The following is a 24,128-nucleotide window of genomic DNA, read 5'->3' on the forward strand; positions in this document are numbered from 1 at the left end:
AAGCCCATAGAAGTAAAAAAATCAGGATGATAATCATGAAAGCGTCCCTCCTTCCCAGCGCCATAGCCGTTGCAGCCACCCTCTCTGCCCCCGCTCAGGCACAAGAGGCAGACAACAGCTGTGACCAATCCCGTTGCGACGAAGTGATCGTGGTGACCGCCGAGCCCATGCAGTCTCCTCTGACCGTGGTCATCGACCCCAAGAAGCCCAGACAGCCCATTCCCGCCTTCGACGGCTCCAGCTACCTGCGCACCATTCCGGGCTTTGCCGTCACCCGAAAAGGGGGCTCCGGTGGCGACATCAGTTTACGGGGCATGGCGGGCTCCAGGGTCAGCGTGGTCAACAACGGCCAGCACATGCAGGGCACCTGTGGCGGGCGGATGGATCCCCCCACCAACTACATCTCTCCGGAAACCTACGAAGAGGTCAGGGTGATCAAGGGGCCCCAGACGGTGAAATATGGCCCTGTGGGCAGTGCCGGCACCGTGGTGTTCTCCCGGGACAGCTATGGCCTTAGTGAAGCGGGCACCGAGGGGCGGGCCAGCATCACCGGCGGCAGTTTCGATCGCAAAGACTACCTGATGGAGCTGCTTACCGGCAGCGAGGACTATTACTGGCAACTGGACATCAACGGCTCCCAGAGCGACGACTATGAAGATGGCAACGGCGAAATGATGCAGTCCGAATACGACCGCCAGAGCGTCAACACCGCCTTTGGCTGGACCCCGAGTCAGGGTCAGGTGGTGGAGCTGAGCTACGGCTACTCCCAGGGCAGCGCCGAGTACGCCGACCGGGCCAACAAGGCCCGGCAGATAGACAACGAGAACCTGTCGCTGCTGATGCGCAGCAACCTGGACAGCGACTGGGCCAAATCCATCGAGTTCCAGATCTACGCCAATGAAAACGATCACATCATGGATCAGTTCGATCGCCCCATTAGCGATCCGGACAACCTGCCCATGGGGATGAACCCCAGGCGCACCACCTATGGCGGCCACCTCTGGCTGGAGTTGGCACCCACTGAACCCTGGCAGCTGACCCTGGGGCTGGACGCCCTGGACAGCACCCAGGATATGCGCGGCGGCAAGAGCCTGGATCAGTTGGAGGCCGCCCCCTTCAAGGAGGTGTTCAACCAGCAGAGCATCGGACTGTTCATGGAGTCGGACTATCAGCTGAGTCAGGGGGTGATCAAGGCTGGCGCCCGTCTGGATCAGTGGACCACCGACCTGCGCGGCAGCTGGGCGGGTGACAACAAGGACAACAGCCGGGACGACACCCTGTTCTCCGGCTTTGCCCGTTATGAGCTGACCCAGGGTCAACACCAATGGTACGCCGGCTTCGGTCACGCAGAACGCATCGCCGACTACTGGGAGGTGATGATGGCAGGCAAGACCCTGACGCTGGATCCGGAAACCACCGACCAGCTGGATCTGGGCTGGATCTATCAGGGTCCGGTCGAGCTGTCCCTGTCGCTGTTCTATGCAGATCTGAGCGATTACATCCTGATCGACAACAACAGCATGCCATCGGCCCGCAACATCGACGCCACCCTGTGGGGCGGCGAGGCCGGACTGACCTGGACCTTCGCCGACCATTGGCAATGGGTCACCACCCTGGCGTACAGCCGCGGGGAGAACGACAGCGAGGATCGCCCCCTGGGCCAGATCTCTCCCCTGGAGGGCAAGCTGGCCCTCAACTATGAGCGGGAGAGCTGGAGCTTCGGCGCCCTGTGGCGACTGGTGGCCAGGCAGGACAGAGTGGCCGTCGGCCAGGGTAACATCGTTGGCCAGGACCTGGGGGAAACCGCCGGCTTCGGGGTGGTCTCCCTCAATGGCGCCTGGCGCTTCGCCGACGACTTCACCCTGAGCATGGGCATCGACAACCTGCTGGACAAGGCCTACGCCGAGCACATCAGCAAAAGCGGTGCCGGCAACGACCTGCTTCCGCCGGAAGAGCGCACCCGCCAGGTGAATGAGCCGGGTCGCACCCTTTGGGCCAAGCTGGACTATCAGTTCTGACCGCATCCGGGAGGCCGCCCGGCCTCCCAACCCCTCTCAACATGACTCGGCCTCGTTCTTTTGCAGTTGTTCACGTCGCCAAACTCCTCCTCATCCATTTGGGTTAACTCACCGACATGATCAGGGAGTGTCCGATGCGTCTTATCCTCAATGGCAAAAAAGCAAACCAGGATCCGGTTCGCCAGGGGATCCTGGCCCTGCGCCACCACGGCCCCATCGAGGTGCGAGTCACCTGGGAGGGGGACGACGTCGCCAGGCTGGTGACAGAAGCGATCGACGAGGGGTGCCCCCGGCTGGTGGCTGGGGGAGGTGACGGTACGGTCAACGAGCTGGTATCGGCGCTGATGGCCCACCCCAGGGAGCGAAGACCACAGCTGGCGATCCTGCCCCTGGGCACCGCCAACGACTTTGCCACTGCCTGCGCCATTCCCACGGAGGTGGAAGCGGCTCTTGCCCTGGCTCGAGATGGGCAATCTAGGCCGGTGGACGTAGCCAGTGCCAACGAACGTTACTTCATCAACGTCGCCAGCGGCGGTTTTGGCGCCCGGGTCACCGCCACCACTCCGGTGGCCCTGAAGAACTTCCTTGGTGGAGGCGCCTACACCCTTAATGGCCTGCTGCAGGCGTTAAAATTCGAACCCTACGAGGGGCAGCTACTCACCCCCAACGGCCCGCTGGAGAACCGCATCCTGGTGGGGGCGGTGTGCAATGGCCGTCAGGCCGGAGGCGGTCAGCCGCTGGCCCCTATGGCCTGCATCGACGACGGCCTGCTGGACTTCGTCGGCCTCTCCGCCTTTACCCCCCAGGACCTGCCCCAGGTTCTGAAGGAGCTGGAGTCGCCGGCGCCGGACAACCGCTTTGTCACCTGGATGCAATTGCCCTGGGCCGAGTACCAGGCCGACGATCCAATGCCAATGAACCTGGATGGCGAACCGATCCACGCCTCCCGGATCCGCTTTCAGGTCCATCCCGGCGCCATCAACCTGGTGCTGCCACCGGACTGCCCCTGTGTGGGTGGCGGCTAGCGCCCTCCCCTGGATTCTCGAAGGCGGCCTGTCTGTGACAGCCGGGTACAAAAAAGCGGCCCTGTGGGCCGCTCATTGCGCCGGTCTGGGTCAGACGAAGAAGGCGAACAGCACGCCAGCCAGAACCAGACGGTAGATGACGAAGGGTAGCATGCCCATATTACTGATCATCTTCAGGAAGTAGTGAATACACAGATAGGCGGACACAAAGGCCGCCACCAGAGCGACGCCCAGGGGAGACCAGTTGACCGGATCAGGGTTGCCAATCAGTCCCAGGGCCTCATAGCCGCCGGCCAGCGCCCCCACAGGGATCGCCAGCAGGAAGGAGAATCGGGCAGCAGAGACCCGATTCAACCCCACCAGCAGGGCCGCCGTAATGGTGACGCCGGAGCGGGAGGTGCCGGGGATCAACGCCATCGCCTGGGCGATGCCGATAAAGAGCACCAGCTGCCAGGTCAGATCCTCGATGCCGCGCTTCTCACTGGGCTTGGCGTCTGCCCACCACAGCAGCAGGCCGAAGATCAGGGTGGAGCAAGCCACCACCAGGGTGCTGCGAAAATGGGTGGCGATGAAATCGTTGAACAGCAGGCCGGAAAGCCCTACGGGAATGGTGCCCAGAACAATGAGCCACGCCAGCTTGCTTTGCTCACTGTGATGCCCGCCCAGGGAGCGCAGCCAGGCGGTCAGCAGAGAGATCACATCCTGGCGGAAGTAGATCACCACCGCCGCCAGGGTACCCAGGTTGACGATGGCATCAAAAGCCAGCCCCTGATCCGGCCAGCCCAGCAGCTGTGACGGCAGAATCAGGTGCGCCGAGCTGGAGATGGGTAGAAATTCGGTGATCCCCTGAATCAGGGCGAGCCAGAAGGCTTGTATCAGATCCATTTACTGCATGTCTCCGGAGGGTGACCAGTGGAATTCCACAGGCCATAGTTTCTGTTGAGTCTTATCGAAGTCCTGCCACAACTGTGACAGGGGAGCGTCATCGCCGGGCATCACCAGTTCGGGAGCCAGTTCGGCCAGGGGCCACAACACAAAGGCGTTGAATCGAATCTCTGGCCTGGGCAACACCAGGGGCTGCTGGCACTGAGTCTCGCCAAAGAGCAGCAGATCCAGATCCACGGTGCGGCTGGAAAACTTCTGAGCGTTCGGGGCGCGACCATGGGCCAGCTCCATCTTTCGCAGGGTTGCGGCAGTCTCTGCCAGAGAGAGCTTGGAGTCGCAGGCCACCACAAAGTTCAGGAAGTTGTCTCCGTCAAAGCCCACGGCTTCGCTCTCGAACACCCTGGACAGAGTCAGGGGGCCAAAGTGGCGAAACAGGTCATCCAGAGCGGGAGGGATATTCTCTCTGGGGCAGATGTTACTGCCCACGCTGATGTAGATACGGGTCACGGGTTGGTCCTGCTGCCCCGCTCAATGCGCACCCCAAGGTTGGCGGCATTTTTCACCGCACCGGGCTTATTGACCGTCACCTTGACCCAGTGGACGCCGAAACGGCTGCGAATCAGCTCAGCCACTTTTTCTGCCACGGTTTCCACCAACTCGTGGGGCGTGCCCTCCACCAGTTCGGTGACGGCAGTGGAGACGGTGTCGTAACACAGGGCGTGGCGGTAGTCGTCCGAGGCGGCGGCCGGCCGGTTGTCCCAACTCATCTCCAGGTCAATAAACAGGGTCTGGGTGATCTGCTTCTCCCAGTCAAATACCCCGATGACCGCTTCACATTTCAGCTGGTCGACGAAAACCGTATCTGCTTGCAACTCTGGTACTCCAATCAAAGGTTAGATACCCTAATATCCTGTCCGTAGGCGGGTGTGGCGGAATCATAAAGCCTTTTACCCCATCGCGGCAAACCGCAACCACCGCCTGGGGTGGCCATTAACGCAGAAAAGGACGCGCCGTTTCGATGACCCTGATGATGATCCTGTTTGCCTACCTGCTGGGTTCCGTATCCAGTGCGGTATTGGTGTGCAAGCTCAAAGGGTTACCCGATCCCAGAACCAGCGGCTCCAACAACCCGGGGGCCACCAATGTACTCAGGCTGGGGGGAAAGAGCGCCGCGGTGATGGTGCTGCTGTTTGACGTGCTCAAGGGCACCATTCCGGTGTGGACCAGTTACCATCTGGGGATCGATCCCCTCTCTTTGGCCTTTATCGGCATCGCCGCCTGCCTGGGCCACATCTATCCGGTGTTCTTCGGTTTTCGTGGCGGCAAAGGGGTGGCCACCGCCCTCGGCGCCCTGGCGCCCATCAGCGACTGGATGGGTCTGCTGATCATCGCCACCTGGGTGGTGATCGTCTGGCTGACCCAGTACGCCTCTCTGGGTGCGGTGATCACCTCGATGCTGGCCCCTTTATATACCTACCTGATCAAACCCCAGTACACCCTGTCGGTGGTGCTGCTGTGTCTGCTGATCATCTGGCGGCACCAGCCCAACCTGGTGCGCCTGTGGCAGGGCAAAGAGCCCAAGGTGTCGGAACGCCTGAAGGCGAAGGCTAAGCAGCCCCCGGCGCCTTGAGGGTATCCAGAGGCCAGCGCGGCTGACACTTCACTGACAGAGGCTGGGTTTCACCGGCCTTGAGTCGCTGCAGACCCGCGTAGGCGATCATCGCACCGTTGTCGGTACAGAACTCATTGCGGGGGTAGTACACCTCCCCCTTCTGCTTGGCCATCATCGCCGCCAATTGGGCGCGCAGATGTTTATTGGCGCTCACCCCACCGGCGATCACCAGGCGGTTCAGCCCGGTCTCCTTCAGGGCCCGGCGGCACTTGATCGCCAGGGTGTCCACCACGGCGTCCTCGAACGCCCGGGCGATGTCGGCCCGAGTCTGCTCATCGTCGCCTTCGGCGGCGATGGTGTTGGCGGCAAAGGTCTTGAGGCCGGAGAAGCTGAAATCCAGGCCAGGGCGGTCGCACATGGGGCGCGGGAAGGTAAAACGTCCCGGCGTGCCCTTTTCCGCCAGTTTGGCCAACAGCGGTCCGCCAGGGTAATCCAACCCCATCAGCTTGGCGGTCTTGTCAAACGCCTCACCGGCGGCATCGTCGATGGATTCGCCCAGGGCCTGATACTGGCCGATGCCGTCTACGCGCACCAGCATGGTGTGGCCACCAGAGACCAGCAGGGCAACAAAGGGGAATGGGGGGGGCGTCTCCTCCAGCATGGGTGCCAGCAGGTGACCCTCCATGTGGTGTACCGCCACCGCAGGGATGTTCCAGGCAAAGGCCAGGCTGCGACCGACGCAGGCGCCCACCAGCAGCGCCCCCACCAGGCCGGGGCCCGAGGTGTAGGCGATACCGTCAATCTCATCCGAGGTCAGGCCGGCATTGGCCACCGCTTCCTTCACCAGGGGCACGATCTTGCGTACGTGGTCCCGGGAGGCCAGTTCAGGCACAACGCCGCCGTAATCCGCATGCAGTTTCACCTGACTGTAGAGGGCGTGTGACAACAGCCCGCGCTCATCATCGTAGATGGCGATACCAGTTTCATCACAGGAAGTTTCGATTCCCAACAGTCGCATGCTAGACTCTCATATCAATAGTTGAAGGCGGCAATTCTACCTGCGCCTTGGCCAGGATACCAATCCCGGCCGGCACAACCGCCCTTAACCCGGGGAAAGCTCACCGGGCACAACCCAAAATCTCCTTTCACCATAAAGGGTTGAGAGGTGATTTTGCTTTGGTTGTTACCCAAGTTCCTCAAGACAGGTGAACGCCCCTTTACAAGCCAGTGCGGTTCAGAGTAGAATTTCGCACCATTTTGAACTTACGCCGGTCAAAAGATGACCAGCTCAAACCCAATTTATTGAGGTGAGTGGCAGATGCCAGTAATTAAAGTACGTGAAAACGAGCCCTTTGACGTAGCCCTGCGTCGCTTCAAGCGTTCCTGCGAAAAGGCAGGTATCCTGTCTGAAGTACGTCGCCGCGAGCACTATGAGAAGCCTACCACTGCACGCAAGCGCGCCAAAGCTGCTGCTTCCAAGCGTCACGCTAAGAAGCTGTCTCGCGAAAACGCTCGTCGTACCCGCCTGTACTAAGCAGAGTTTACGATGTCCGTAATTGAGCGTCTCAAAGACGAGCAGAAAGCTGCCATGCGTGCCAAAGATAAGGCACGCCTGGGCACCATCCGCCTGGCTCTGGCTGCGGTTAAGCAGCAAGAGGTAGACGGTCAGAAAACCCTGACCGACGATGAAATCACCGCGGTTCTGACCAAGATGGTCAAGCAGCGTCGCGATTCCATCAGTCAGTTTGAGGCCGCAGGCCGACAGGATCTGGCCGACGTGGAAGCCGCCGAAGTTGTTGTGCTGCAGGAGTTTCTTCCTCAGCCTCTGACCGAGGAGGAGCTGGGCGCTCTGGTAGACAAGGCACTGGCTGATTCCGGTGCCAGCTCAATGCAGGATATGGGCAAGGTGATGGGGCTGCTGAAGCCTCAGGTTCAGGGTCGTGCCGACATGGGCGCGGTCAGTGGTCTGATTAAGGCCCGTCTGAGCTAAGCCATCTTGCCTTAGCGTGAAACAAGCCGTGCCCTGCACGGCTTGTTCGTCTCTAATCGATAGCACCTCGGAGACTCAAAAGTAAGTGGCAGGGCGTATCCCCAGAGATTTCATTGACCAGCTACTGGCCCGAGTCGACATTGTCGATCTGATCGACGCACGCGTAAAACTTAAGAAAACAGGCAAGAATCACAGCGCCTGTTGCCCATTCCACAACGAAAAATCCCCCTCCTTCACCGTCAGTCAGGATAAGCAGTTCTATCACTGTTTTGGCTGTGGCGCCCACGGCAATGCCCTGGACTTTGTGATGGAGTATGACCGGCTGGAGTTCCTCGACGCCATCGAGGATCTGGCATCCACTGTGGGCCTCGAGGTCCCCAGGGAGCAGGGCCAGAGCGCCCGCCAGCAACAGGCCCCCAAACTCACCAGCCACTATGAGCTGATGGACTGGGCCGCCCGCTTTTTCCAACTGCAGCTGCGTAAGCATGCCCAGCGCCAGAAGGTGATCGACTACATTCGCTCCCGCGGCCTGGATGGCGAAACCGTCAAGAAATTCGGCATCGGCTTTGCCCCGGATGGCTGGGACAACCTGCAGTCGCAACACAAACAGAACCCCACCGGCCTGAACGTGCTGACCGAATGCGGCATGCTGATCGCCAAGGAGGGGGGTGGCCGAAGCTACGATCGCTTCCGCGACCGGCTGATGTTTCCCATCCGCGACCGACGCGGCCGGGTGGTGGCCTTCGGGGGCCGGGTGTTGGGTGACGGCACCCCCAAATACCTGAACTCGCCGGAAACCCCCATCTTTCACAAGGGGCGTGAACTCTATGGCCTGTATGAGCTGAAGCAGCACGACAGGAACCCCGCCAGAATTCTGGTGGTCGAAGGCTATATGGATGTGGTGGCCCTGGCACAGCATGGGGTGCCCTATGCGGTGGCCTCCCTGGGCACCTCCACCACCGCAGACCAGATGCAGCTGCTGGTGCGTACCAGTAAGCAGGTGATCTGCTGCTACGACGGCGATAACGCCGGCCGGGAAGCCGCCTGGCGGGCGATGGAAACTGCCCTGCCCCATTTGAGGGATGGCATCCAACTGAAATTCATGTTCCTTCCCGACGGGGAGGATCCGGACAGCCTGGTGCGGAAACAGGGTAAAGAGGCGTTTGAAGCCCTAGTGGAGAAGGCGATGCCCCTCTCCGATTACCTGTTTGACACCCTGCTGTCCGACGCAGATCTCTCCAGCCAGGAGGGCAAAGCCCACCTGGCCAGCACCATGGAGCCCCTGCTCAATAAGGTGCCCGATGGTCTGCTCAAAGAGAGTCTGTTTGCCCGGCTGCGCACCGAGCTCGGCTGGGGGGCAGACTCACTGCGACAACGGAGTGCGCCTCAGGTGGTTCAGCCCACCGGGGCTCAGGGACGCGGCACGCCGGTTCGGCGGGCCATTGCCCTGCTGCAGCAACAGCCTTCACTGGGCCACAACATGCCGGTGCAGGAGGAGTTGCAACACCTGGAGATGGCCGGCTTGCCGCTGCTTCGGGAGATGCTGGAGATCTGCCGCCCGGAACCGCTGACCACGGGTCAGCTGATGGAGCGGTTCAGGGGCCGTCCTGAACACGGCACCTTATGTAAACTGCTGAACTGGAAACTGGAGCTCAGTGATGAGTCCGCTTACCGCCAGGAGTTTACCGACTGTTTATTATGGTTAAACCAACGTTTTTTTGAACAGATGTCAGAGCAACTGCAACGTAAAGCGCGTGATGGTTCAATATCCACCGATGAGCTACGTCAATTGCAAGAGATGAATCTGTTATTACAGGGGCTTAAGGCCCCGGCAAAGGCTAGCGATTGACCCGCCGAAACGCTATAATTGGCTATTTGCGCGGCTGTCGCTCAAACACTCTGTTCGCATAAGTAAGTGGATGATATCTATGGATCAAACTCCGCAGTCACAACTCAAGCTTCTGGTAGCCAAAGGCAAAGAGCAGGGCTACTTGACCTACGCCGAGGTGAACGACCACCTTCCGGCGGATATGATCGATTCCGATCAGATCGAAGATATTATCCAGATGATAAACGACATGGGTATTCAGGTTTTCGAGTCCGCCCCGGACAGCGATGACCTGATGATGTCGGAAGACGCCACGGATGAAGACGCTGCCGAAGCCGCCGCTCAGGTGCTGGCCAGCGTAGAGGGCGAACTGGGCCGCACCACTGACCCTGTGCGCATGTACATGCGTGAGATGGGTACGGTGGAACTGCTGACCCGCGAAGGCGAGATTCTGATCGCCAAGCGCATCGAGGATGGCATCAACCAGGTACAGTGCTCCGTCGCCGAGTACCCGGAAGCGATCTCCTTCCTTCTGGATCAGTGGGATCGTTTCGAGGCGGATGAGATCCGCCTGTCTGAGATCATCTCCGGCTTTGTCTCCGAAGATGAAGACCAGAACAACGTCGCCCCGACCGCCACCCACGTCGGCTCCGAACTGTCTCAGGAAGACCTGGACGATGAAGACGACGAGGATGACGACGACGAAGAGGAGACCTCCTCCGGCCCGGATCCGGAAGAGGCCCGTGAGAAGTTTGCCGAACTGCGCAAGCACTATGAGCTGGCCCAGCAGGCGATCGCCGATCACGGTCACGACTCCGTCGAAGTGGCCATGGTGGTGACCCGCCTGTCTGAGCTGTTCAAGCAGTTCCGTCTGGTACCCAAGCAGTTCGATCATCTGGTTGGCAACATGCGTACCATGATGGATCGCGTACGCATCCAGGAACGCCTGATCATGAAGCTCTGTGTTGAGCAGGCGAAGATGCCCAAGAAGAACTTCATGAAAGTCTTCGCCGGCAGCGAAACCGACGACAGCTGGCTGCAGACCGAAGTGGCCGCCGGCAAGAGCTACAGCGATGCCCTGGCCAAGGTGCAGGACGAAGTGTCCCGTTGCCAGACCAAACTGGGCCAGGTTGAGGTGGAAACCCGCCTGACCATCGGTCGCATCAAGGACATCAACCGTCGCATGTCCATCGGTGAAGCCAAGGCCCGCCGAGCCAAGAAAGAGATGGTGGAAGCCAACCTGCGTCTGGTGATCTCCATCGCCAAGAAGTACACCAACCGGGGTCTGCAGTTCCTGGATCTGATCCAGGAAGGTAACATCGGTCTGATGAAGGCGGTAGACAAGTTCGAATACCGTCGCGGCTACAAGTTCTCCACCTACGCCACCTGGTGGATTCGTCAGGCGATCACCCGCTCCATTGCGGACCAGGCTCGTACCATCCGTATTCCGGTGCACATGATCGAGACCATCAACAAGCTGAACCGCATCTCCCGTCAGATGCTTCAGGAGATGGGCCGTGAAGCCACCCCGGAAGAGCTGGCTGAGCGGATGCTGATGCCGGAAGACAAGATCCGCAAGGTGCTGAAGATCGCCAAAGAGCCCATCTCCATGGAGACGCCCATTGGTGATGATGAAGACTCCCATCTGGGTGACTTCATCGAAGATACCACCCTGGCCCAGCCCATCGATGCCGCCACCAGCGAAAGCCTGAAAGTGGCCACCAATGAGGTTCTGGAAGGGCTGACCGCCCGTGAAGCCAAGGTGCTGCGCATGCGTTTCGGTATCGACATGAACACCGACCACACCCTGGAAGAGGTGGGCAAGCAGTTTGACGTGACCCGCGAGCGTATTCGTCAGATTGAGGCCAAAGCGCTGCGTAAGCTGCGTCACCCCTCCCGTTCTGAAATTCTCAAGAGCTTCCTCGACGAGTAATCAGAAAAGAAAACGCCCCGCTGATGCGGGGCGTTTTTTTATTTGTCTTCCTTGCTCCTAATTCACTATTTGCACCCGACTTTCACCTGGCGAAAATGAAACTGTCAGGGCACTATCTCGGTAAATAATTTCGCTCTTTTCCCTGCTGTCTGGCTACGGCAATTCTCTGATTCTTTGAGAACATCGCCTTTATCTGGCCCAAAGTTTCGCCCAAAAGAACCGAGCCATTGGAACCAAAGCCGCGGGTCTTATACAGGCGTTTGACTTCGGCCAGGGCATTGGGTGAGCGCTGCGCCAGGGCCTTGGCCAGCTCCTGGCTGCGTCCCATGGCATCATCCACCACTTCGGTGACCAGATTCAGCCTGAGCGCCTCGTCGGCATTCACAGGCTCTGCCAGCATGGAGAGCATCAATGCCTGGTCCTGTGGCATCTGCTCGCGCAACGCCAGGGTCCCGCCCATGTCGGGAATCAACCCCCAGCGCCCCTCCATCACCGCCAGGGTGGCGTCGGACTCGGCAATGCGGAAATCCGCCCCCAGGGCGATCTGCATGCCTCCCCCCCAACAGCGTCCCTGGATGGAGGCGATCACCGGTACCGGCAGGTCCCGCCAGCCGGTGCTAACCCTCTGAGCCCGGTTTGCCTGCCACGGCCATAACTTAAACAGCAACTTCATTGCGATTGAAGGGGAGGTAAACATGGACTTTATGTCTATGCCGGAACAAAAATCCTTGCCTCGTCCGGTAAGGATGACCGCACGAATTTCCCTCATGCCCGCGATGCGTTTTTGTACATCTACCAAGGCTTTGAATAGGTCGTAGTCCAGGGCATTACACTTATCGGGACGATTCATCTCCACCAGGGCGATGCCGTCCAGGACACTTAAAATTACTTTTTCCGACATAACCACTCCTTAGTTGTCAGAAATTCATCACCGTCAAGATCATGACATTTATAAATTAATTCAATAGAATGCTCTTTTTACGAGTTTCGATAAAAAGGTCATTTAGACCCAGGGCAGGGAGGCACCACCATTAAGGTTCTAATTTGCGATGACTCTGCGCTGGCCCGTAAGCAACTGGCCAGAACTTTGCCGTCGGGCCTTTGCAGTGACATAGCCTTCGCCGAAAACGGCGAACGGGCCCTTGAGATGCTGAAACAATCCAGCTACGAGCTGCTGTTTCTTGACCTCAACATGCCTGGCCTGGATGGCTATCAGGTCCTGGAGGCCCTCTCTGGTCAGACCTCCAAGCCTCAGACTATCGTGGTTTCCGCCGATATCCAACCCCAAGCCCTGACCCGGGTAAAGACGCTGGGTGCTCTGGACTTCATCAAGAAGCCAGTCAACACCGCGGATCTGGCCTCGGCACTGGCCAGGCTGAGGATCGAAACCGGCACGGCGACAAACATGGTCGACACCGGCAGCGTCAGCCTGGAGGACGCCCTGCGCGAAATCTGCAATGTCGCCATGGGTCGCACCGCGTCGCTGCTGGCCAAGGTGATCGACGACTTCGTTCAGCTGCCTGTGCCCAAGGTCTCCCACTGGAGCAGTCGTGACCTGGAGATGATGCTCACCTCCGCCCGCCAGGATCAATACACCCAGATCCTCAGCCAGGGGTTCATCGGCGCCGGTATCGCCGGCGAAGCCTTGCTGCTGTTTCACGACATCAACGAAACCGACCTCAGCCAGCTGTTTGGCCTCAAGGGTGAAACCGCCGCCCAGCAGGAGGAGATCCTGATGGATGCCGCCAACCTGTTGTTTGGCGCCTTCCTAAACAGCCTGTCAGAACAGTTACATGTGGCCTTCAGTCAAAGCCCGCCCATCATTTGGCGCCACTCCAAGGAGGTCAACAGCCTCAGCGGAGAGGTCTACGCCATTGAAATCAGCTACCGACAGGAGCAACATAAGCTAAATTGCGACCTGTTGCTGCTGCTGCCCCAATCCAGCTGGGCCCTGCTGCAGACCCAACTCAAGGACCTGGTGTAATCCATGCCAAACCAGCACTCCCACAATGCCGAACTCGATGCCCTGCACCTGCTGACCCAGCTGGTTCAGACTATTGAAGTGGGCCTGGTGGTGCTGGACCGACAGTTCCGCATCCACCTGTGGAACAGCTTCATGGAGAACCACAGTGGCCTCAGAGCCTCCCAGGTGCGCGGCAAGCGGGTCTTTGACCTGTTCGAAGAGTTACCGGAGGAGTGGCTCACCAGCAAGCTGGAGACCGCCTTCCTGCTGAATAACCGCGCCTTCACCACCTGGGAGCAGCGGCCCTACATCTTCAAGTTCCCCAACTCCCGCCCGGTGACCGGCCAGAGCCCCTACATGTACCAGAACCTGACCATTCAGCCACTAAGCAACCGGTTTGCCGAGGTGAATAACGTGGCTCTGGTGGTGTACGACGTTACCGTCGAAGCCAACCACCGTCAGGCGCTGTCGAAGATGAGCCAGATTGATACCCTTACCGGGCTGGCCAACCGCCGCATGTGGCAGCAACACCTGGATCAGGAGTTTGAGCGCAGTCGCCGCTATGGTCACCCCTCCACCTTGATGGTGCTGGACATCGACCACTTCAAGTCCATCAACGACACCCTGGGTCACAGTGCCGGTGACCTGGTGTTGGCGGCAGTGGGTCAGAAACTGGGGCAACTGCTGAGAAAGAGCGATGTGGCGGCTCGCTACGGCGGCGAGGAGTTTACCCTGTTGCTGCCGGAAACCACCCAGGAGCAGGCACAGCTGCTGGCTGAGCGCATTCGCAGCACCATGTCTGAGTTGACCGTGGAGACCGATGCCGGCGTGGCCAGCTTTACCGTCAGCATCGGTTATGCTCCCTACCATGAGGGCCTGGAGAACAATAAGGTGTGGTTCGAAAAGGCTGACAAAGCCCTGTATGAAGCCAAGCGTCAGGGCCGTAACCGCTGCATCCTGGCCAAGGCCAGCTGACCGCGCCCGAGACTAATCCTGCCAGTACCCCTGAAGGCCATCCTCCTTGCGACGCCCCCATCCCCGTCGTCTCTCCTTCTTTCCTGGCTCCCAACGTAGATACTGACGACGATCCGAGTTCTGACGCCGATTGATGCTGCGACGCTCCTGCTGAGGCTGCTGATCCGTCATACTCTGTCCCCCCTATGAGACACAGACTATAGTCTCCGGCATTGCGGCCAGCAAGCTCTTGGGCTCGCCATACGGGCCGAGGCAATTGACATACGCCTCCCCGGCAGTCCCATCGGCCCCAGACACAGCGCCTGCCTGAACCGGCGTGTCTAAGCCACAAAAAAAGCGCCTGACGGCGCTTTTTTAATTTCGCCATCACTGGCGAATGAGAACAACACCCGGGTGTTTATTCCACAAAGTAGGTGCCCCAGCCGTCGTACTGGATGCCGTGCTTGTCGGCCAGTTCGATCAAGGTCTTGGTGTCTTTATTCAGGCGCTCCACCTCAAGTTTGTGCTCAATCACGGCGTCAAAGGCAAACACCACGGCGCCGTCATCCAGCTCCAGCTCTTCGGCGTCTTCCACTTCATAACCCGCCTTAAAGGCGTCTACCGCCGCCTTCTCCAGCTTGTCGAAGTTGGAGCCGGAGAAGTGGTGCTCGATAACGTACTCGGCGTCCGGCTGAGAGCCATCCTCCAGCAGAGCCTCCACGATCTCGCGGTTCTCCTGCTCCTGCTCGAGGATCAGTTGTTCAATGGTCATGACCATCTCCAAATGGGTAAGATTGGCGCCAGTATATCAGGCCAGGGCAGGCTTGGCCCCTGCCAGTCGCATCGCCTCGTTGTTCAGCTCTTCCAGGCGCTGTTTCATGCGGCCATAGACCTCTTCCGCCAGCTCACGTACCTGATCCTTGGAGTAGCCCTTGGTGCAGATGGGCTCCAGGGTCTCGACGATCACCACGCCGTTGTTGCGGCGATTGAGGTTGATTCCATGCTGGTCTGAAGCGATCACCGGTACGATGGGCACCCCGGCCTGGATGGCGGTGTGGAAGGCTCCGGTCTTGAAGGGCAGCAAACCACGGCCACGGGAGCGGGTGCCTTCTGGGAAGATCCAAACAGACAAAGACTTGCCGCGGATCTTCTCCGCTGCCTGCTTCAGGGTGCGAACCGCCTTGGAGCGGTTGCCACGATCAATCAGAATGTTGCCGGTCAGCCAGTACAGCTGGCCAAAGAAGGGGATCCACTTCAGGCTGGTCTTGCCCATGGACACCGTGCCCTTGGGCACAGAACCTGTGTGGGTAAACAGATCGAAGTTGTTCTGGTGGTTGCCCACATAGACCACGGGCTCACCGTCGCCTCGGGTTCCGCGGTGAATCACCTTGAGACCGAGGATCGGTGCCACGGCACCAAACACCTTGGCGGTGTAGTGGACATTATTTCGGTGAAAGGGGCGAATCAGGCACAACAGCAGACCAAGGGTAGAAACCAGGACCAGCAACAGAGCCAGAGTCAGGGAACGCAACAGTAACAGCATCGGCGACGTCTTTCCTCACAACAGGGGCGCCCAGTATAGGCAAACCCCGTGACCGACTCAACGAATTCGTTACAACTGTTCGCTCAAAATTGGATACAGCGAACAGACAGGGGCTACAGCCATTGACGACACTGGTTTATACGTTGCTGTAATGCCTCGTAAAACTCTCCAAGGTGCAGGCCATCGGCCAATCCATGGTGGATCTGCGCGGCCACCGGCACCTTCACCTCCTCGCCACTCTGATCATACTTTCCCCAGGTAATTCGGGGCACAGAGTCTGCCGGGCTCAAAGGCATGGGGTTGGTCATCTGGGTAAAGCGCACCCAGGGCAGACAGGACATGTAGATGGAGTCATCCCCATCCCCCTCCTCATCAAACAGTCCTGGCCGTTGCCAGGCGATCTCAGACTGGGATGTCATCCGCCGGGAAAACTCGGCAAACTCCACGCAATAAGGCACCCGGACAAAACGCACCAGCCGATCCTCACCCAGGGTGGTGATGCCGGCACTCAGATGCTCATGTTCGATGACCTGATCGCCGCGGATGCGCCAGCGGGTCCAATCCAGCTGATGGCAGACGGTCATGATGGCGTGGGTGATGGCGTGATAGGCGGACAGCTTGTCGCGCTGGCAGCGGTGAAAGAGTTCGGTGATGGTGATGTCCGCACACAGGCTGAAGTAGGGCTGGTCCAGCTGAGTGAAAAACTGAAATTGCTGGCGGCGTGGCCAGCGCTCCATATCCAGATGTTTCATGATGTCCTTGTTTGTGTTCTTGCCGGGCTCTTGGCGGCCCGCTGGAAGTGTACCTAGGTTATATAACAGAGCGACGACAATGGGGATAAATAAAAGCGAAGCCAGTGGGCTTCGCTTTTCTGTGACTCAGTTATTCGGTGACCAACTCGAGCTTGTCCACCCGCTGCAGGCCTCGGGGCAGCTTGTTGCCCCGGCGGCCCCGCTCACCCTGATAGTGGGCCAGGTCATCGGGCTTGAGGGTCAGCTTGCGCTTGCCCGCCCACAAGGTGACGGCCGCGGTCTCCGGCACCACCACCAGATGCTTCAGGTACTCCTCCCGGCTCTTCACCCGCTCGGTGGGAATGCCGATGATCTTATTGCCCTTACCCTTGCTCAGCACCGGCAGCTGGGCCACAGGGAACAGCAGCATCCGGCCTTCGGTGGTGATCGCCAGCAGGCGGTCGCTCTCCTGATTGGCGATGGGGGTCGGCGCGATCACCCGGGAACCGATGGGAACGGTCAGCAGTGCCTTACCCGCCTTGTTGCGGCTGATCATCTCCTTGAGGGCACAGACGAAGCCATAGCCGGCATCGGTGGCCATCAGGTAGAGCTGCTCTGAGTCTCCCATCAGGGTATGCTCGAGCATCTCGCCGGCCACCAGGTTGAAGCGGCCCGACAGGGGCTCACCCTGGCTGCGGGCGGAAGGCAGGGTGTGCGCATCCGTGGTGTAGCTTCGTCCCGAGCTCTCCAGGAAGATCACCGGCTGATTGCTGCGCCCCCTGGCATGGGACAGGTAACCATCTCCGGACTTGTAGTTGAGCGTCTCCGGGTCGACCTCATGACCCTTGGCCTGACGGGCCCAGGCCTTCTGGGACATCACCACGGTGATCGCTTCGGTGGGCATCAGCTCGGTCTCGGTCAGGGCCTTGGCCTCCTCCCGCTCCTTGAGCGGGCTGCGGCGGTCGTCACCGTACTTCTCGGCGTCCGCCAGCAGCTCTTTTTTCACCAGGGTCTTCATGCGGCGCTCGGAGGAGAGGGTCAGCTGCAGCTTATCCCGCTCCTTGGAGAGTTCATCCTGCTCACCGCGGATCTTCATCTCCTCCAGCTTGGCCAAATGGCGCAGCTTGAGGTCGAGGATCGCTTCCGCCTGCTTCTCGGTCAGGCCAAAGTGGGCCATCAGCACAGGTTTGGGCTCATCCTCGTTACGGATGATGGCGATCACTTCGTCGATGTTGAGGAAGGCGATGAGCAAGCCGTCGAGGATGTGCAGTCTGGCCAGCACCTTGTCCAGACGGTACTCCAGGCGGCGACGCACCGTGGCCATACGGTAGTCCAGCCACTCGCCAAGAATGGTCTTCAGCCCCTTCACCGCCGGACGCTGATCCAGCCCCAGCATGTTCAGGTTGACCCGGTAACTCTTCTCCAGATCCGTGGTGGCAAACAGGTGCGCCATCAGCTGATCCAGATCCACCCGGTTGGAGCGAGGCACCACCACCAGACGGGTGGGGTTTTCATGGTCGGACTCATCACGCAGATCCGTGACCATGGGCAGCTTCTTCGCCTGCATCTGAGCGGCGATCTGCTCGAGGATCTTGCCGCCGGACACCTGGTGGGGCAGTTCGCTGATCACCACTTCGCCCTGCTCTATGGTGTAGACCGCCCGCATCTTCACCGACCCCTTGCCGGTCTCGTACATCTTGGCAATTTCATTGGCCGGAGTGATGATCTCGGCCCCTGTGGGGTAGTCCGGACCTTTAACAAAGGTCATCAGTTCCGGCAGTTCCGCCCTGGGGTTGTCCAGCAGGTGGGCACAGGCGTTGGCCACCTCGCGAACGTTATGGGGCGGGATGTCGGTGGCCATACCCACGGCAATGCCGGTGATGCCATTGAGCAGGATGTGTGGCAGACGGGCCGGCAGGCTCTTGGGCTCCTTCAGGGTGCCATCAAAGTTGACGCCCCAGTCCACGGTGCCCTGCCCCAGCTCGCTGAGCAACACCTCGGAGAAGCGGGAGAGACGGGATTCGGTGTAACGCATGGCGGCGAAGGACTTGGGATCGTCCGCCGCCCCCCAGTTCCCCTGGCCATCCACCAGGGGATAGCGATAGGTAAAGGGCTGGGCCATCAGCACCATCGCCTCGTAACAGGCGCTGTCACCATGGGGGTGGTACTTACCCAGCACGTCGCCCACGGTACGGGCGGATTTCTTGTACTTGGCAGAGGCGGACAGACCGAGCTCGCTCATGGCGTAGATGATACGTCGCTGGACCGGCTTGAGACCGTCACCGATGTGGGGCAGCGCCCGGTCCATGATGACGTACATGGAGTAGTTCAGGTAGGCCTCTTCGGTAAAGGCATGCAGCGGCCGCTGCTCCACTCCCTCAAGGCTCAATTCAGTTGCATCACTCATTGTTTTCGTTATCCGCCGTCTGCGCCGGCATTCCGTTGTAAGTTAGCTTGTAAACCGCACCATTATAATCGTCCGAAATCAAAAGCGAACCATCAGGGTGCTCAAGAAATGCCACAGGACGGGCTAAAGGTTGTTCTCCATCAAGCCAGGGGCCAATAATCACCCGGTATTGCCAGCTGCCGTCGTCCTGAGGCAGCAGGGCACTGACCTGATAGCCCACCTTGCTGCTGCGGTTCCAGCTGCCATGCTCGGCGATAAACAACGCCCCCCGATACGGCGAGGGAAACGCCTCGCCCCGGTAGAAGTGGATTCCCAGGGGCGCCACATGGGCCTGCAGCTGCCACAGAGGCTTCTCAAAGCCGGCCATCTGCCCGGCACTGGCCTTGAACTTGGGGTCGGCCACCTCAGCGCCATGAAGGAAGGGGTAACCAAAATGGCTGCCCACCGTGGTCAGCCGATTGATCTCATCCGGAGGCACGTCATCCCCCATCATGTCGCGGCCATTATCGGAAAAGTAGAGTTCGCCACTGTCCGGATGGAAGTCAAACCCCACGCTGTTGCGCACGCCCCTGGCCAGAACCTCATACTTCCCCCTGTCCAGGTCCAGCGCCAGAATGCTGGCGTAGGGCAGCTCCGGATTGCAGATGTTGCAGGGCGCACCCACTGGCACGATCAGCCGGCCATCGGCGGCGAAGCGGATGAACTTCCAGCCGTGGTGGGCGTCACTGGGCAGGCCGTCGTACACCACCTCCATCTTAGGTGCCACCAGCCGGTTTTCCACGTCCGGGAAAGCCAGGATGCGATTGACCGCCGCCACATAGAGGGTGTTGTCGCGAAACGCGATGCCGGAGGGAAGGTAGAGCCCCTGGGCCACCAGGTGCCGGGTCTCATAGACACCATCACCATCCAGATCCTGCAAGGCATGAACCTTGCCCGCCTTACGGCTGCCGACAAACAGGGTACCCCGGTTGCCCCAGGCCATCTGTCTGGCATTGTCCGCCTCGGCCACCTGAGTCAAAGAAAACCCCTCCGGCAGCTGGGCGGACGAGACCGCCGCCGCTGCGGCGATGATCAATAGTGTGACGCTTCCCATTTTCCCTCCCTGGCAGTCGAGCTAAGATTGCATAGTTATGCAAACTCAATCTGACCACCCTTTAGCCATGGTGTTCAGTTAACCATCAACACCGCTTTTAACAATTTCAAAATTTATTCCAGAATTCCAATATCTAAAATCCAGAGCTTCAAAAAATATTATATTTAGAGCAATAACATCAATAAAATGTGATTATCTGAGCCTGTCAACACATCACACTTTTCCACAAAACGCGATCTGCACGCCATATGCACTCTTTACATAGTGACAACATTCACGAAAAAGATGCTCAGTTTTTAGGCTGTTTCAATAGTGTGAACTGATGACGATTCCCGCATCAAGCTCTCTGCTATTAATACTCCTGCACACAACTAAGCGGGTAACGATCATGCAACGCGTATTCAATACACAGGACACTCAAAATCTGGCGATTGATCGCCGTCCGACCCTGGAAGAGCTGGTGCGTGACACCGGTTGGGTCACCGAGTCCACCGCCGTAACCCAGGAGCCCGACGGCACCCTGGTTCACTGGCGCATGCCCCTGCACCAGGTGGTGGCGGCCCGTATGTCCTTCACTGGCAAGTCCCTGCGCAGCGAGCTCGGTGGCAACTTCAGCAAGTACGTGGTTCAGGTAAACCACGAAAAGCGAGAGCTGGCAGAAGACTGGTCCAACGGGGTGGTCAGCGCCCTGAACTACATGGATTGTAAGCGTCGCACCAGCTGGTAAGCGCCGCAAAGAGAAACAAAGAGAAAGGCCGCACTGAGTGCGGCCTTTTCTTTATCAGTTTTCCAGAGACGCCAAGTCGCCCTTGGCTTCCAGCCAGGACTTGCGGTCACCGGCCCGCTTCTTGGCCAGCAGCATGTCCATCAACGCCTCGGTGGCCTGGGCATCATCCACCGTCAATTGCACCAGACGGCGGGTATTGGGATCCATGGTGGTCTCCCTGAGCTGGCCCGGGTTCATCTCACCCAGTCCCTTAAATCGGGTGACCTGAACCTTGCCTTTGCGCTTCTCGGCGGCAATTCTGTCGAGGATTCCCTGACGCTCCTGCTCATCCAGGGCGTAGAACACCTCTTTGCCCACGTCGACGCGGAACAGCGGTGGCATGGCCACATACACATGCCCCTGCTCCACCAGAGAGCGGAAATGCCTCATGAACAGCGCGCACAGCAGGGTGGCGATGTGCAGGCCATCGGAGTCCGCATCCGCCAGGATGCACACCTTGCCGTAACGAAGCCCGCTGAGGTCCTCGGAGTCAGGATCGATCCCCAGGGCGATGGAGATGTTGTGCACCTCCTGAGAGGCCAGCACCTGACCGGCGTCCACCTCCCAGGTATTCAGAATCTTTCCTCGCAGGGGCATGATCGCCTGAAAGTCACGATCTCGGGCCTGCTTGGCACTGCCGCCTGCCGAGTCCCCCTCCACCAGGAACAGCTCGCCGCGCATCGGCTCTGTGGTGGTGCAATCGGTGAGCTTACCTGGCAAGGCAGGACCACTGGTCACCTTCTTGCGGGCCACCTTCTTGGCCTTGCGCAGACGGCTCTGGGCACTGGCGATGCAGAACTCGGCCAGGGCTTCCGCCTGCTCGGTGTGCTCGTTGAGCCACAGGCTGAAAGCATCCCGAACCACGCCGGTAATGAAGGCCGACGCCTGACGGGAGGAGAGCCGCTCCTTGGTCTGACCGGCAAACTGGGGATCCTGCATCTTGATGGAGAGGATGTAGCTCACCTTGTCCCAGATATCCTCAGGCGCCAGCTTGACGCCCCGGGGCATCAGGTTGCGGAACTCGCAGAACTCGCGCAGTGCTTCCAGCAGTCCTTGACGCAGGCCGTTGACGTGAGTACCGCCCTGGGCGGTGGGGATCAGGTTGACGTAACTCTCGGCGACGGAGTCGCCCCCTTCCGGTTGCCACACCAGGGCCCAGTCCACCGCTTCATTGTTCGCAGCAAAGGCGCCGGTAAAGGGGGTATCCGGCAGCATGGGCCAGGACTTCACCGTATCGAACAGGTAATCCTTGAGGCCATCTTCGTAGTGCCACTCGGTGACCTCACCGGTCACCTTGTTGTCGAACTTGATCTTCAGTCCGGGGCAGAGTACCGCTTTGGCCCGCAGCAGGTGAGTCAGCCGGGCCACAGAGAAGTTGGCGGAGTCAAAATAGCTGGGGTCTGGCCAGAAATGAACGCTGGTGCCGGTGTTGCGACGACCACAGGTGCCGGTCACCTGCAGGTCCTGCACCTTGTCGCCATTTTCGAAGGCGATCTCATACACCTGGGCATCGCGGCGAACGGTCACCTCCACCCGGGTGGAGAGGGCGTTCACCACGGAGATCCCCACACCGTGCAGACCACCGGAGAACTGGTAGTTCTTGTTGGAGAACTTACCACCGGCGTGCAGCTTACACATGATCAGCTCGATACCGGGCACGCCCTCTTCCGGGTGGATATCCACCGGCATGCCACGACCATCATCGATCACCTCCAGAGACTGGTCCTTATGGAGTATCACCTGGACGCTGCTGGCGTGACCCGCCAGGGCTTCATCGACGCTGTTGTCGATCACTTCCTGACCCAGGTGGTTGGGCCGGGCAGTGTCGGTGTACATCCCGGGGCGCCGCTTTACCGGCTCCAGTCCGTTGAGTACCTCAATGGCATCGGAGGTGTATTGATTGGTCATCTCTGGTCCCAAGTCCGCTTAGTTGTGGTTATGTTATCGGCATCATCGAGTGGGCTTCAAGCCAGCCCAAGGAAACGGCATGCCGCAGGCAGGTGCTGCTCAAAGCCGACGAAACTGTGGTCGCCGCCCGGCTCAATCACCATCTGGCCATGGTGATACTTATCGACCGCCTGACGGTAATCCAGCACCTCATCACCGCTCTGCAGCAGGGTCAGGAAACGATCCGGATGATGGATCACCGGCGTATCCAGTGCCTGTAACTGGGTCATGTGTGCTTCTGTTACCTCGTAGCACTCACCGGTATAGGGGTTTTCCTGAGGGCCCAGGTAATCCAGCAGCAGTTCGAAGGGGCGCACCGCCGGGTTGATCAGCACCGCCCTGCCCCCATACTTCTCCGCCAGATAGCTGGAGAAAAAGCCCCCCAGAGAGCTGCCCATCAGCCGCAGCGGCTCGCCCGCCGCCAGGGCGGGTTCGACGATCCCCTCGAGCTGGGCCATGGCCGCCTGGGGCGTGGTGGCCAGCCGGGGAATGGCCAGGGGTTCATTGGCATGGTGCCGCGCCATATAGTCGCGGACCAGCTCCGCTTTCTGCGAACCGGGGGAACTGTTGAATCCGTGGATGTAGAGCAGCATGGTTCCTTGCCTAGTAGCCGGACGCCGTCCTGTCGGGTTGGAAGCGATCGCCGGACAGCCGTTTTATCGAGGTGTCGATGCTACCATCGGCATTCAGGGTCAGCAAACGGTAACCGGGCTGCAGGTTGTCCAGGGTAAAGTCCCGGCAGTGTGGCCGGAACTGAATGGACGTTGACGGTGCCGCCAGCATACGGATGTGGTCCACACGCTCATCCATCTCCTGATGGACGTGGCCCCAGATCACCCCTTTCACTGTCTCGAAGCGGCGAATCAGGTCGTTGAACTCCTGACCGTTATCCAGCCTGTGCTGATCCAGCCAGACACAGCCCGTGTCCAGGGGGTGATGATGCAGGGCGATCAGGGTGTGGTAGGCACTGGAGTGATTCAGCACCGCCTCCAGCCACTCCAGCCTGTGGTGATTCAGGTGCCCACCGGGCAGCCCCAGCACGGTACTGTCCAGCTGCAGCAACTGCCAATGGCCGAGGATGATGCGCCGGTCCAGCATGACACCACTGCCTTCGAGGCCCAGCTCCATGCGGTCGAAGGCGTCGTGATTGCCCGGCAATGCGCTCACCGGCACGCCCAGTCCACGGACGCCGTCGGCAAAATGGCGATAGGCTTCGATGCTGTGATCCTGGCTGAGATCGCCGGTGCCAATGACCATGTCCAGCGGCTCATAACGCAGTTCGGAGAGGATCGCGGAGAAGCTGTCCCAGGGATTCAGTCCCAGGAACTCAGCCCCTTTATCGGCAAACAGGTGGGGGTCGGAGATCTGTGCGATGCGGATCGACTGCTTGTCCGCAGGAAACGACAGTGCCTTGGCTCGAACACTCAAGGGCT

General features: G+C 59.6%; 24 protein-coding genes. 10 read left to right on the plus strand and 14 right to left on the minus strand.

Going from position 1 to position 24,128, the window contains the following annotated elements:
- The first annotated feature begins 35 nt into the window (after positions 1–35).
- On the plus strand, positions 36–2,018 hold the full coding sequence (locus QUE41_RS18305) for a TonB-dependent copper receptor (RefSeq protein WP_286340407.1): 1,983 nt from the start codon (positions 36–38) through the stop codon (positions 2,016–2,018).
- Between the two features lie 134 nt (positions 2,019–2,152).
- Entirely contained in the window at positions 2,153–3,043 is an 891-nt protein-coding gene (gene yegS / locus QUE41_RS18310) for a lipid kinase YegS (RefSeq protein WP_286340408.1), read from the plus strand.
- Positions 3,044–3,133: 90 nt separating this feature from the next.
- On the opposite strand, the gene QUE41_RS18315 is transcribed toward yegS, so the two are convergent.
- The 3 genes from QUE41_RS18315 to folB are packed head-to-tail and all read right to left on the minus strand — an operon-like array spanning position 3,134 to position 4,800.
- A complete protein-coding gene (locus QUE41_RS18315) occupies positions 3,134–3,928 on the minus strand; it encodes an undecaprenyl-diphosphate phosphatase (protein ID WP_286340409.1) in 795 nt (264 codons plus the stop codon).
- Positions 3,929–4,435: a 2-amino-4-hydroxy-6-hydroxymethyldihydropteridine diphosphokinase gene (folK, locus tag QUE41_RS18320; RefSeq protein ID WP_286340410.1), complete on the minus strand. Its 507-nt coding sequence runs from the start codon at positions 4,433–4,435 to the stop codon at positions 3,929–3,931.
- Positions 4,432–4,800: a dihydroneopterin aldolase gene (gene folB, locus QUE41_RS18325; protein ID WP_286340411.1), complete on the minus strand. Its 369-nt coding sequence runs from the start codon at positions 4,798–4,800 to the stop codon at positions 4,432–4,434. Before folB ends, folK begins: the two co-directional genes overlap by 4 nt.
- Before the next feature lie 146 nt (positions 4,801–4,946).
- On the opposite strand from folB, the gene plsY reads away from it, so the two are divergent.
- A complete protein-coding gene (gene plsY, locus QUE41_RS18330; protein ID WP_286340412.1) occupies positions 4,947–5,558 on the plus strand; it encodes a glycerol-3-phosphate 1-O-acyltransferase PlsY in 612 nt (203 codons plus the stop codon).
- On the opposite strand, the gene tsaD is transcribed toward plsY, so the two are convergent.
- Positions 5,536–6,558 (minus strand): tRNA (adenosine(37)-N6)-threonylcarbamoyltransferase complex transferase subunit TsaD, encoded by a 1,023-nt coding sequence (tsaD, locus tag QUE41_RS18335; RefSeq protein WP_286340413.1) that lies wholly within the window; start codon positions 6,556–6,558, stop codon positions 5,536–5,538. The genes plsY and tsaD overlap by 23 nt on opposite strands.
- Positions 6,559–6,858: 300 nt before the next feature.
- Here tsaD and rpsU point away from each other — a divergent pair, with 300 nt between their 5' ends.
- The 4 genes from rpsU (at position 6,859) to rpoD (ending at position 11,291) form a co-directional block, all read left to right on the plus strand.
- Positions 6,859–7,074 (plus strand): 30S ribosomal protein S21, encoded by a 216-nt coding sequence (gene rpsU, locus QUE41_RS18340; protein WP_084144540.1) that lies wholly within the window; start codon positions 6,859–6,861, stop codon positions 7,072–7,074.
- Positions 7,075–7,086: 12 nt separating this feature from the next.
- Complete coding sequence (locus QUE41_RS18345) at positions 7,087–7,530, plus strand: GatB/YqeY domain-containing protein (RefSeq protein ID WP_286340414.1); 444 nt, start codon at positions 7,087–7,089, stop codon at positions 7,528–7,530.
- An 85-nt stretch (positions 7,531–7,615) separates the two neighbouring features.
- The gene (gene dnaG, locus QUE41_RS18350; protein WP_286340415.1) at positions 7,616–9,379 is read left to right on the plus strand and encodes a DNA primase; all 1,764 of its coding nucleotides are present in this window, start codon (positions 7,616–7,618) and stop codon (positions 9,377–9,379) included.
- A 79-nt stretch (positions 9,380–9,458) separates the two neighbouring features.
- The gene (gene rpoD, locus QUE41_RS18355) at positions 9,459–11,291 is read left to right on the plus strand and encodes an RNA polymerase sigma factor RpoD (RefSeq protein ID WP_286340416.1); all 1,833 of its coding nucleotides are present in this window, start codon (positions 9,459–9,461) and stop codon (positions 11,289–11,291) included.
- 112 nt (positions 11,292–11,403) lie between these two features.
- Here the strand turns inward: rpoD and QUE41_RS18360 are convergent, their stop codons facing one another.
- Entirely contained in the window at positions 11,404–12,192 is a 789-nt protein-coding gene (locus QUE41_RS18360) for a crotonase/enoyl-CoA hydratase family protein (RefSeq protein ID WP_286340417.1), read from the minus strand.
- A 141-nt stretch (positions 12,193–12,333) separates the two neighbouring features.
- Here QUE41_RS18360 and QUE41_RS18365 point away from each other — a divergent pair, with 141 nt between their 5' ends.
- Positions 12,334–13,275, plus strand: a complete 942-nt coding sequence (locus tag QUE41_RS18365; RefSeq protein WP_286342972.1) for a response regulator — start codon at positions 12,334–12,336, stop codon at positions 13,273–13,275.
- Positions 13,276–13,278: 3 nt separating this feature from the next.
- Positions 13,279–14,229 (plus strand): GGDEF domain-containing protein, encoded by a 951-nt coding sequence (locus tag QUE41_RS18370; RefSeq protein WP_286340418.1) that lies wholly within the window; start codon positions 13,279–13,281, stop codon positions 14,227–14,229.
- Positions 14,230–14,241: 12 nt separating this feature from the next.
- Here the strand turns inward: QUE41_RS18370 and QUE41_RS18375 are convergent, their stop codons facing one another.
- The 6 genes from QUE41_RS18375 to QUE41_RS18400 form a co-directional block, all read right to left on the minus strand.
- Complete coding sequence (locus QUE41_RS18375; protein WP_286340419.1) at positions 14,242–14,400, minus strand: hypothetical protein; 159 nt, start codon at positions 14,398–14,400, stop codon at positions 14,242–14,244.
- 226 nt (positions 14,401–14,626) lie between these two features.
- Positions 14,627–14,980 carry a ribonuclease E inhibitor RraB gene (gene rraB, locus QUE41_RS18380; protein WP_286340420.1) on the minus strand — a complete coding sequence of 118 codons (354 nt, stop codon included), beginning with the start codon at positions 14,978–14,980 and terminating at the stop codon, positions 14,627–14,629.
- A gap of 36 nt (positions 14,981–15,016) precedes the next feature.
- Complete coding sequence (locus tag QUE41_RS18385) at positions 15,017–15,751, minus strand: 1-acylglycerol-3-phosphate O-acyltransferase (RefSeq protein WP_286340421.1); 735 nt, start codon at positions 15,749–15,751, stop codon at positions 15,017–15,019.
- Positions 15,752–15,864: 113 nt separating this feature from the next.
- A complete protein-coding gene (locus QUE41_RS18390; RefSeq protein ID WP_286340422.1) occupies positions 15,865–16,503 on the minus strand; it encodes a CatA-like O-acetyltransferase in 639 nt (212 codons plus the stop codon).
- Between the two features lie 130 nt (positions 16,504–16,633).
- Entirely contained in the window at positions 16,634–18,889 is a 2,256-nt protein-coding gene (parC, locus tag QUE41_RS18395) for a DNA topoisomerase IV subunit A (RefSeq protein WP_286340423.1), read from the minus strand.
- Positions 18,882–19,982, minus strand: coding sequence for a PQQ-dependent sugar dehydrogenase (locus QUE41_RS18400; protein WP_286340424.1), 1,101 nt, complete (start codon positions 19,980–19,982; stop codon positions 18,882–18,884). Before QUE41_RS18400 ends, parC begins: the two co-directional genes overlap by 8 nt.
- Positions 19,983–20,370: 388 nt before the next feature.
- On the opposite strand from QUE41_RS18400, the gene QUE41_RS18405 reads away from it, so the two are divergent.
- Positions 20,371–20,709, plus strand: coding sequence for a hypothetical protein (locus tag QUE41_RS18405; protein WP_286340425.1), 339 nt, complete (start codon positions 20,371–20,373; stop codon positions 20,707–20,709).
- A gap of 54 nt (positions 20,710–20,763) precedes the next feature.
- Here the strand turns inward: QUE41_RS18405 and parE are convergent, their stop codons facing one another.
- Genes parE through cpdA form a run of 3 tightly spaced genes read right to left on the minus strand, consistent with a single transcriptional unit; the run spans position 20,764 to position 24,123 of the window.
- Positions 20,764–22,656 (minus strand): DNA topoisomerase IV subunit B, encoded by a 1,893-nt coding sequence (gene parE, locus QUE41_RS18410; protein WP_286340426.1) that lies wholly within the window; start codon positions 22,654–22,656, stop codon positions 20,764–20,766.
- Between the two features lie 56 nt (positions 22,657–22,712).
- A complete protein-coding gene (locus QUE41_RS18415) occupies positions 22,713–23,288 on the minus strand; it encodes a YqiA/YcfP family alpha/beta fold hydrolase (RefSeq protein WP_286340427.1) in 576 nt (191 codons plus the stop codon).
- Positions 23,289–23,298: 10 nt separating this feature from the next.
- Complete coding sequence (gene cpdA, locus QUE41_RS18420; protein ID WP_286340428.1) at positions 23,299–24,123, minus strand: 3',5'-cyclic-AMP phosphodiesterase; 825 nt, start codon at positions 24,121–24,123, stop codon at positions 23,299–23,301.
- Between the last annotated feature and the right edge of the window lie 5 nt (positions 24,124–24,128).

The organism is Ferrimonas sp. YFM (genome assembly GCF_030296015.1).
Classification (GTDB): Bacteria; Pseudomonadota; Gammaproteobacteria; order Enterobacterales; family Shewanellaceae; genus Ferrimonas.

Bases quoted from the DNA above. Each gene is read 5' to 3' on its own strand.
- QUE41_RS18305 (WP_286340407.1), top strand. From the start codon at position 36: ATGAAAGCGTCCCTCCTTCCCAGCGCCATAGCCGTTGCAGCCACCCTC.
- yegS (WP_286340408.1), top strand. From the start codon at position 2,153: ATGCGTCTTATCCTCAATGGCAAAAAAGCAAACCAGGATCCGGTTCGC.
- QUE41_RS18315 (WP_286340409.1), bottom strand. From the start codon at position 3,928: ATGGATCTGATACAAGCCTTCTGGCTCGCCCTGATTCAGGGGATCACC.
- plsY (WP_286340412.1), top strand. From the start codon at position 4,947: ATGACCCTGATGATGATCCTGTTTGCCTACCTGCTGGGTTCCGTATCC.
- tsaD (WP_286340413.1), bottom strand. From the start codon at position 6,558: ATGCGACTGTTGGGAATCGAAACTTCCTGTGATGAAACTGGTATCGCC.
- rpsU (WP_084144540.1), top strand. From the start codon at position 6,859: ATGCCAGTAATTAAAGTACGTGAAAACGAGCCCTTTGACGTAGCCCTG.
- QUE41_RS18345 (WP_286340414.1), top strand. From the start codon at position 7,087: ATGTCCGTAATTGAGCGTCTCAAAGACGAGCAGAAAGCTGCCATGCGT.
- rpoD (WP_286340416.1), top strand. From the start codon at position 9,459: ATGGATCAAACTCCGCAGTCACAACTCAAGCTTCTGGTAGCCAAAGGC.
- QUE41_RS18360 (WP_286340417.1), bottom strand. From the start codon at position 12,192: ATGTCGGAAAAAGTAATTTTAAGTGTCCTGGACGGCATCGCCCTGGTG.
- QUE41_RS18370 (WP_286340418.1), top strand. From the start codon at position 13,279: ATGCCAAACCAGCACTCCCACAATGCCGAACTCGATGCCCTGCACCTG.
- QUE41_RS18375 (WP_286340419.1), bottom strand. From the start codon at position 14,400: ATGACGGATCAGCAGCCTCAGCAGGAGCGTCGCAGCATCAATCGGCGT.
- rraB (WP_286340420.1), bottom strand. From the start codon at position 14,980: ATGACCATTGAACAACTGATCCTCGAGCAGGAGCAGGAGAACCGCGAG.
- QUE41_RS18385 (WP_286340421.1), bottom strand. From the start codon at position 15,751: ATGCTGTTACTGTTGCGTTCCCTGACTCTGGCTCTGTTGCTGGTCCTG.
- QUE41_RS18390 (WP_286340422.1), bottom strand. From the start codon at position 16,503: ATGAAACATCTGGATATGGAGCGCTGGCCACGCCGCCAGCAATTTCAG.
- parC (WP_286340423.1), bottom strand. From the start codon at position 18,889: ATGAGTGATGCAACTGAATTGAGCCTTGAGGGAGTGGAGCAGCGGCCG.
- QUE41_RS18400 (WP_286340424.1), bottom strand. From the start codon at position 19,982: ATGGGAAGCGTCACACTATTGATCATCGCCGCAGCGGCGGCGGTCTCG.
- QUE41_RS18405 (WP_286340425.1), top strand. From the start codon at position 20,371: ATGCAACGCGTATTCAATACACAGGACACTCAAAATCTGGCGATTGAT.
- parE (WP_286340426.1), bottom strand. From the start codon at position 22,656: ATGACCAATCAATACACCTCCGATGCCATTGAGGTACTCAACGGACTG.
- QUE41_RS18415 (WP_286340427.1), bottom strand. From the start codon at position 23,288: ATGCTGCTCTACATCCACGGATTCAACAGTTCCCCCGGTTCGCAGAAA.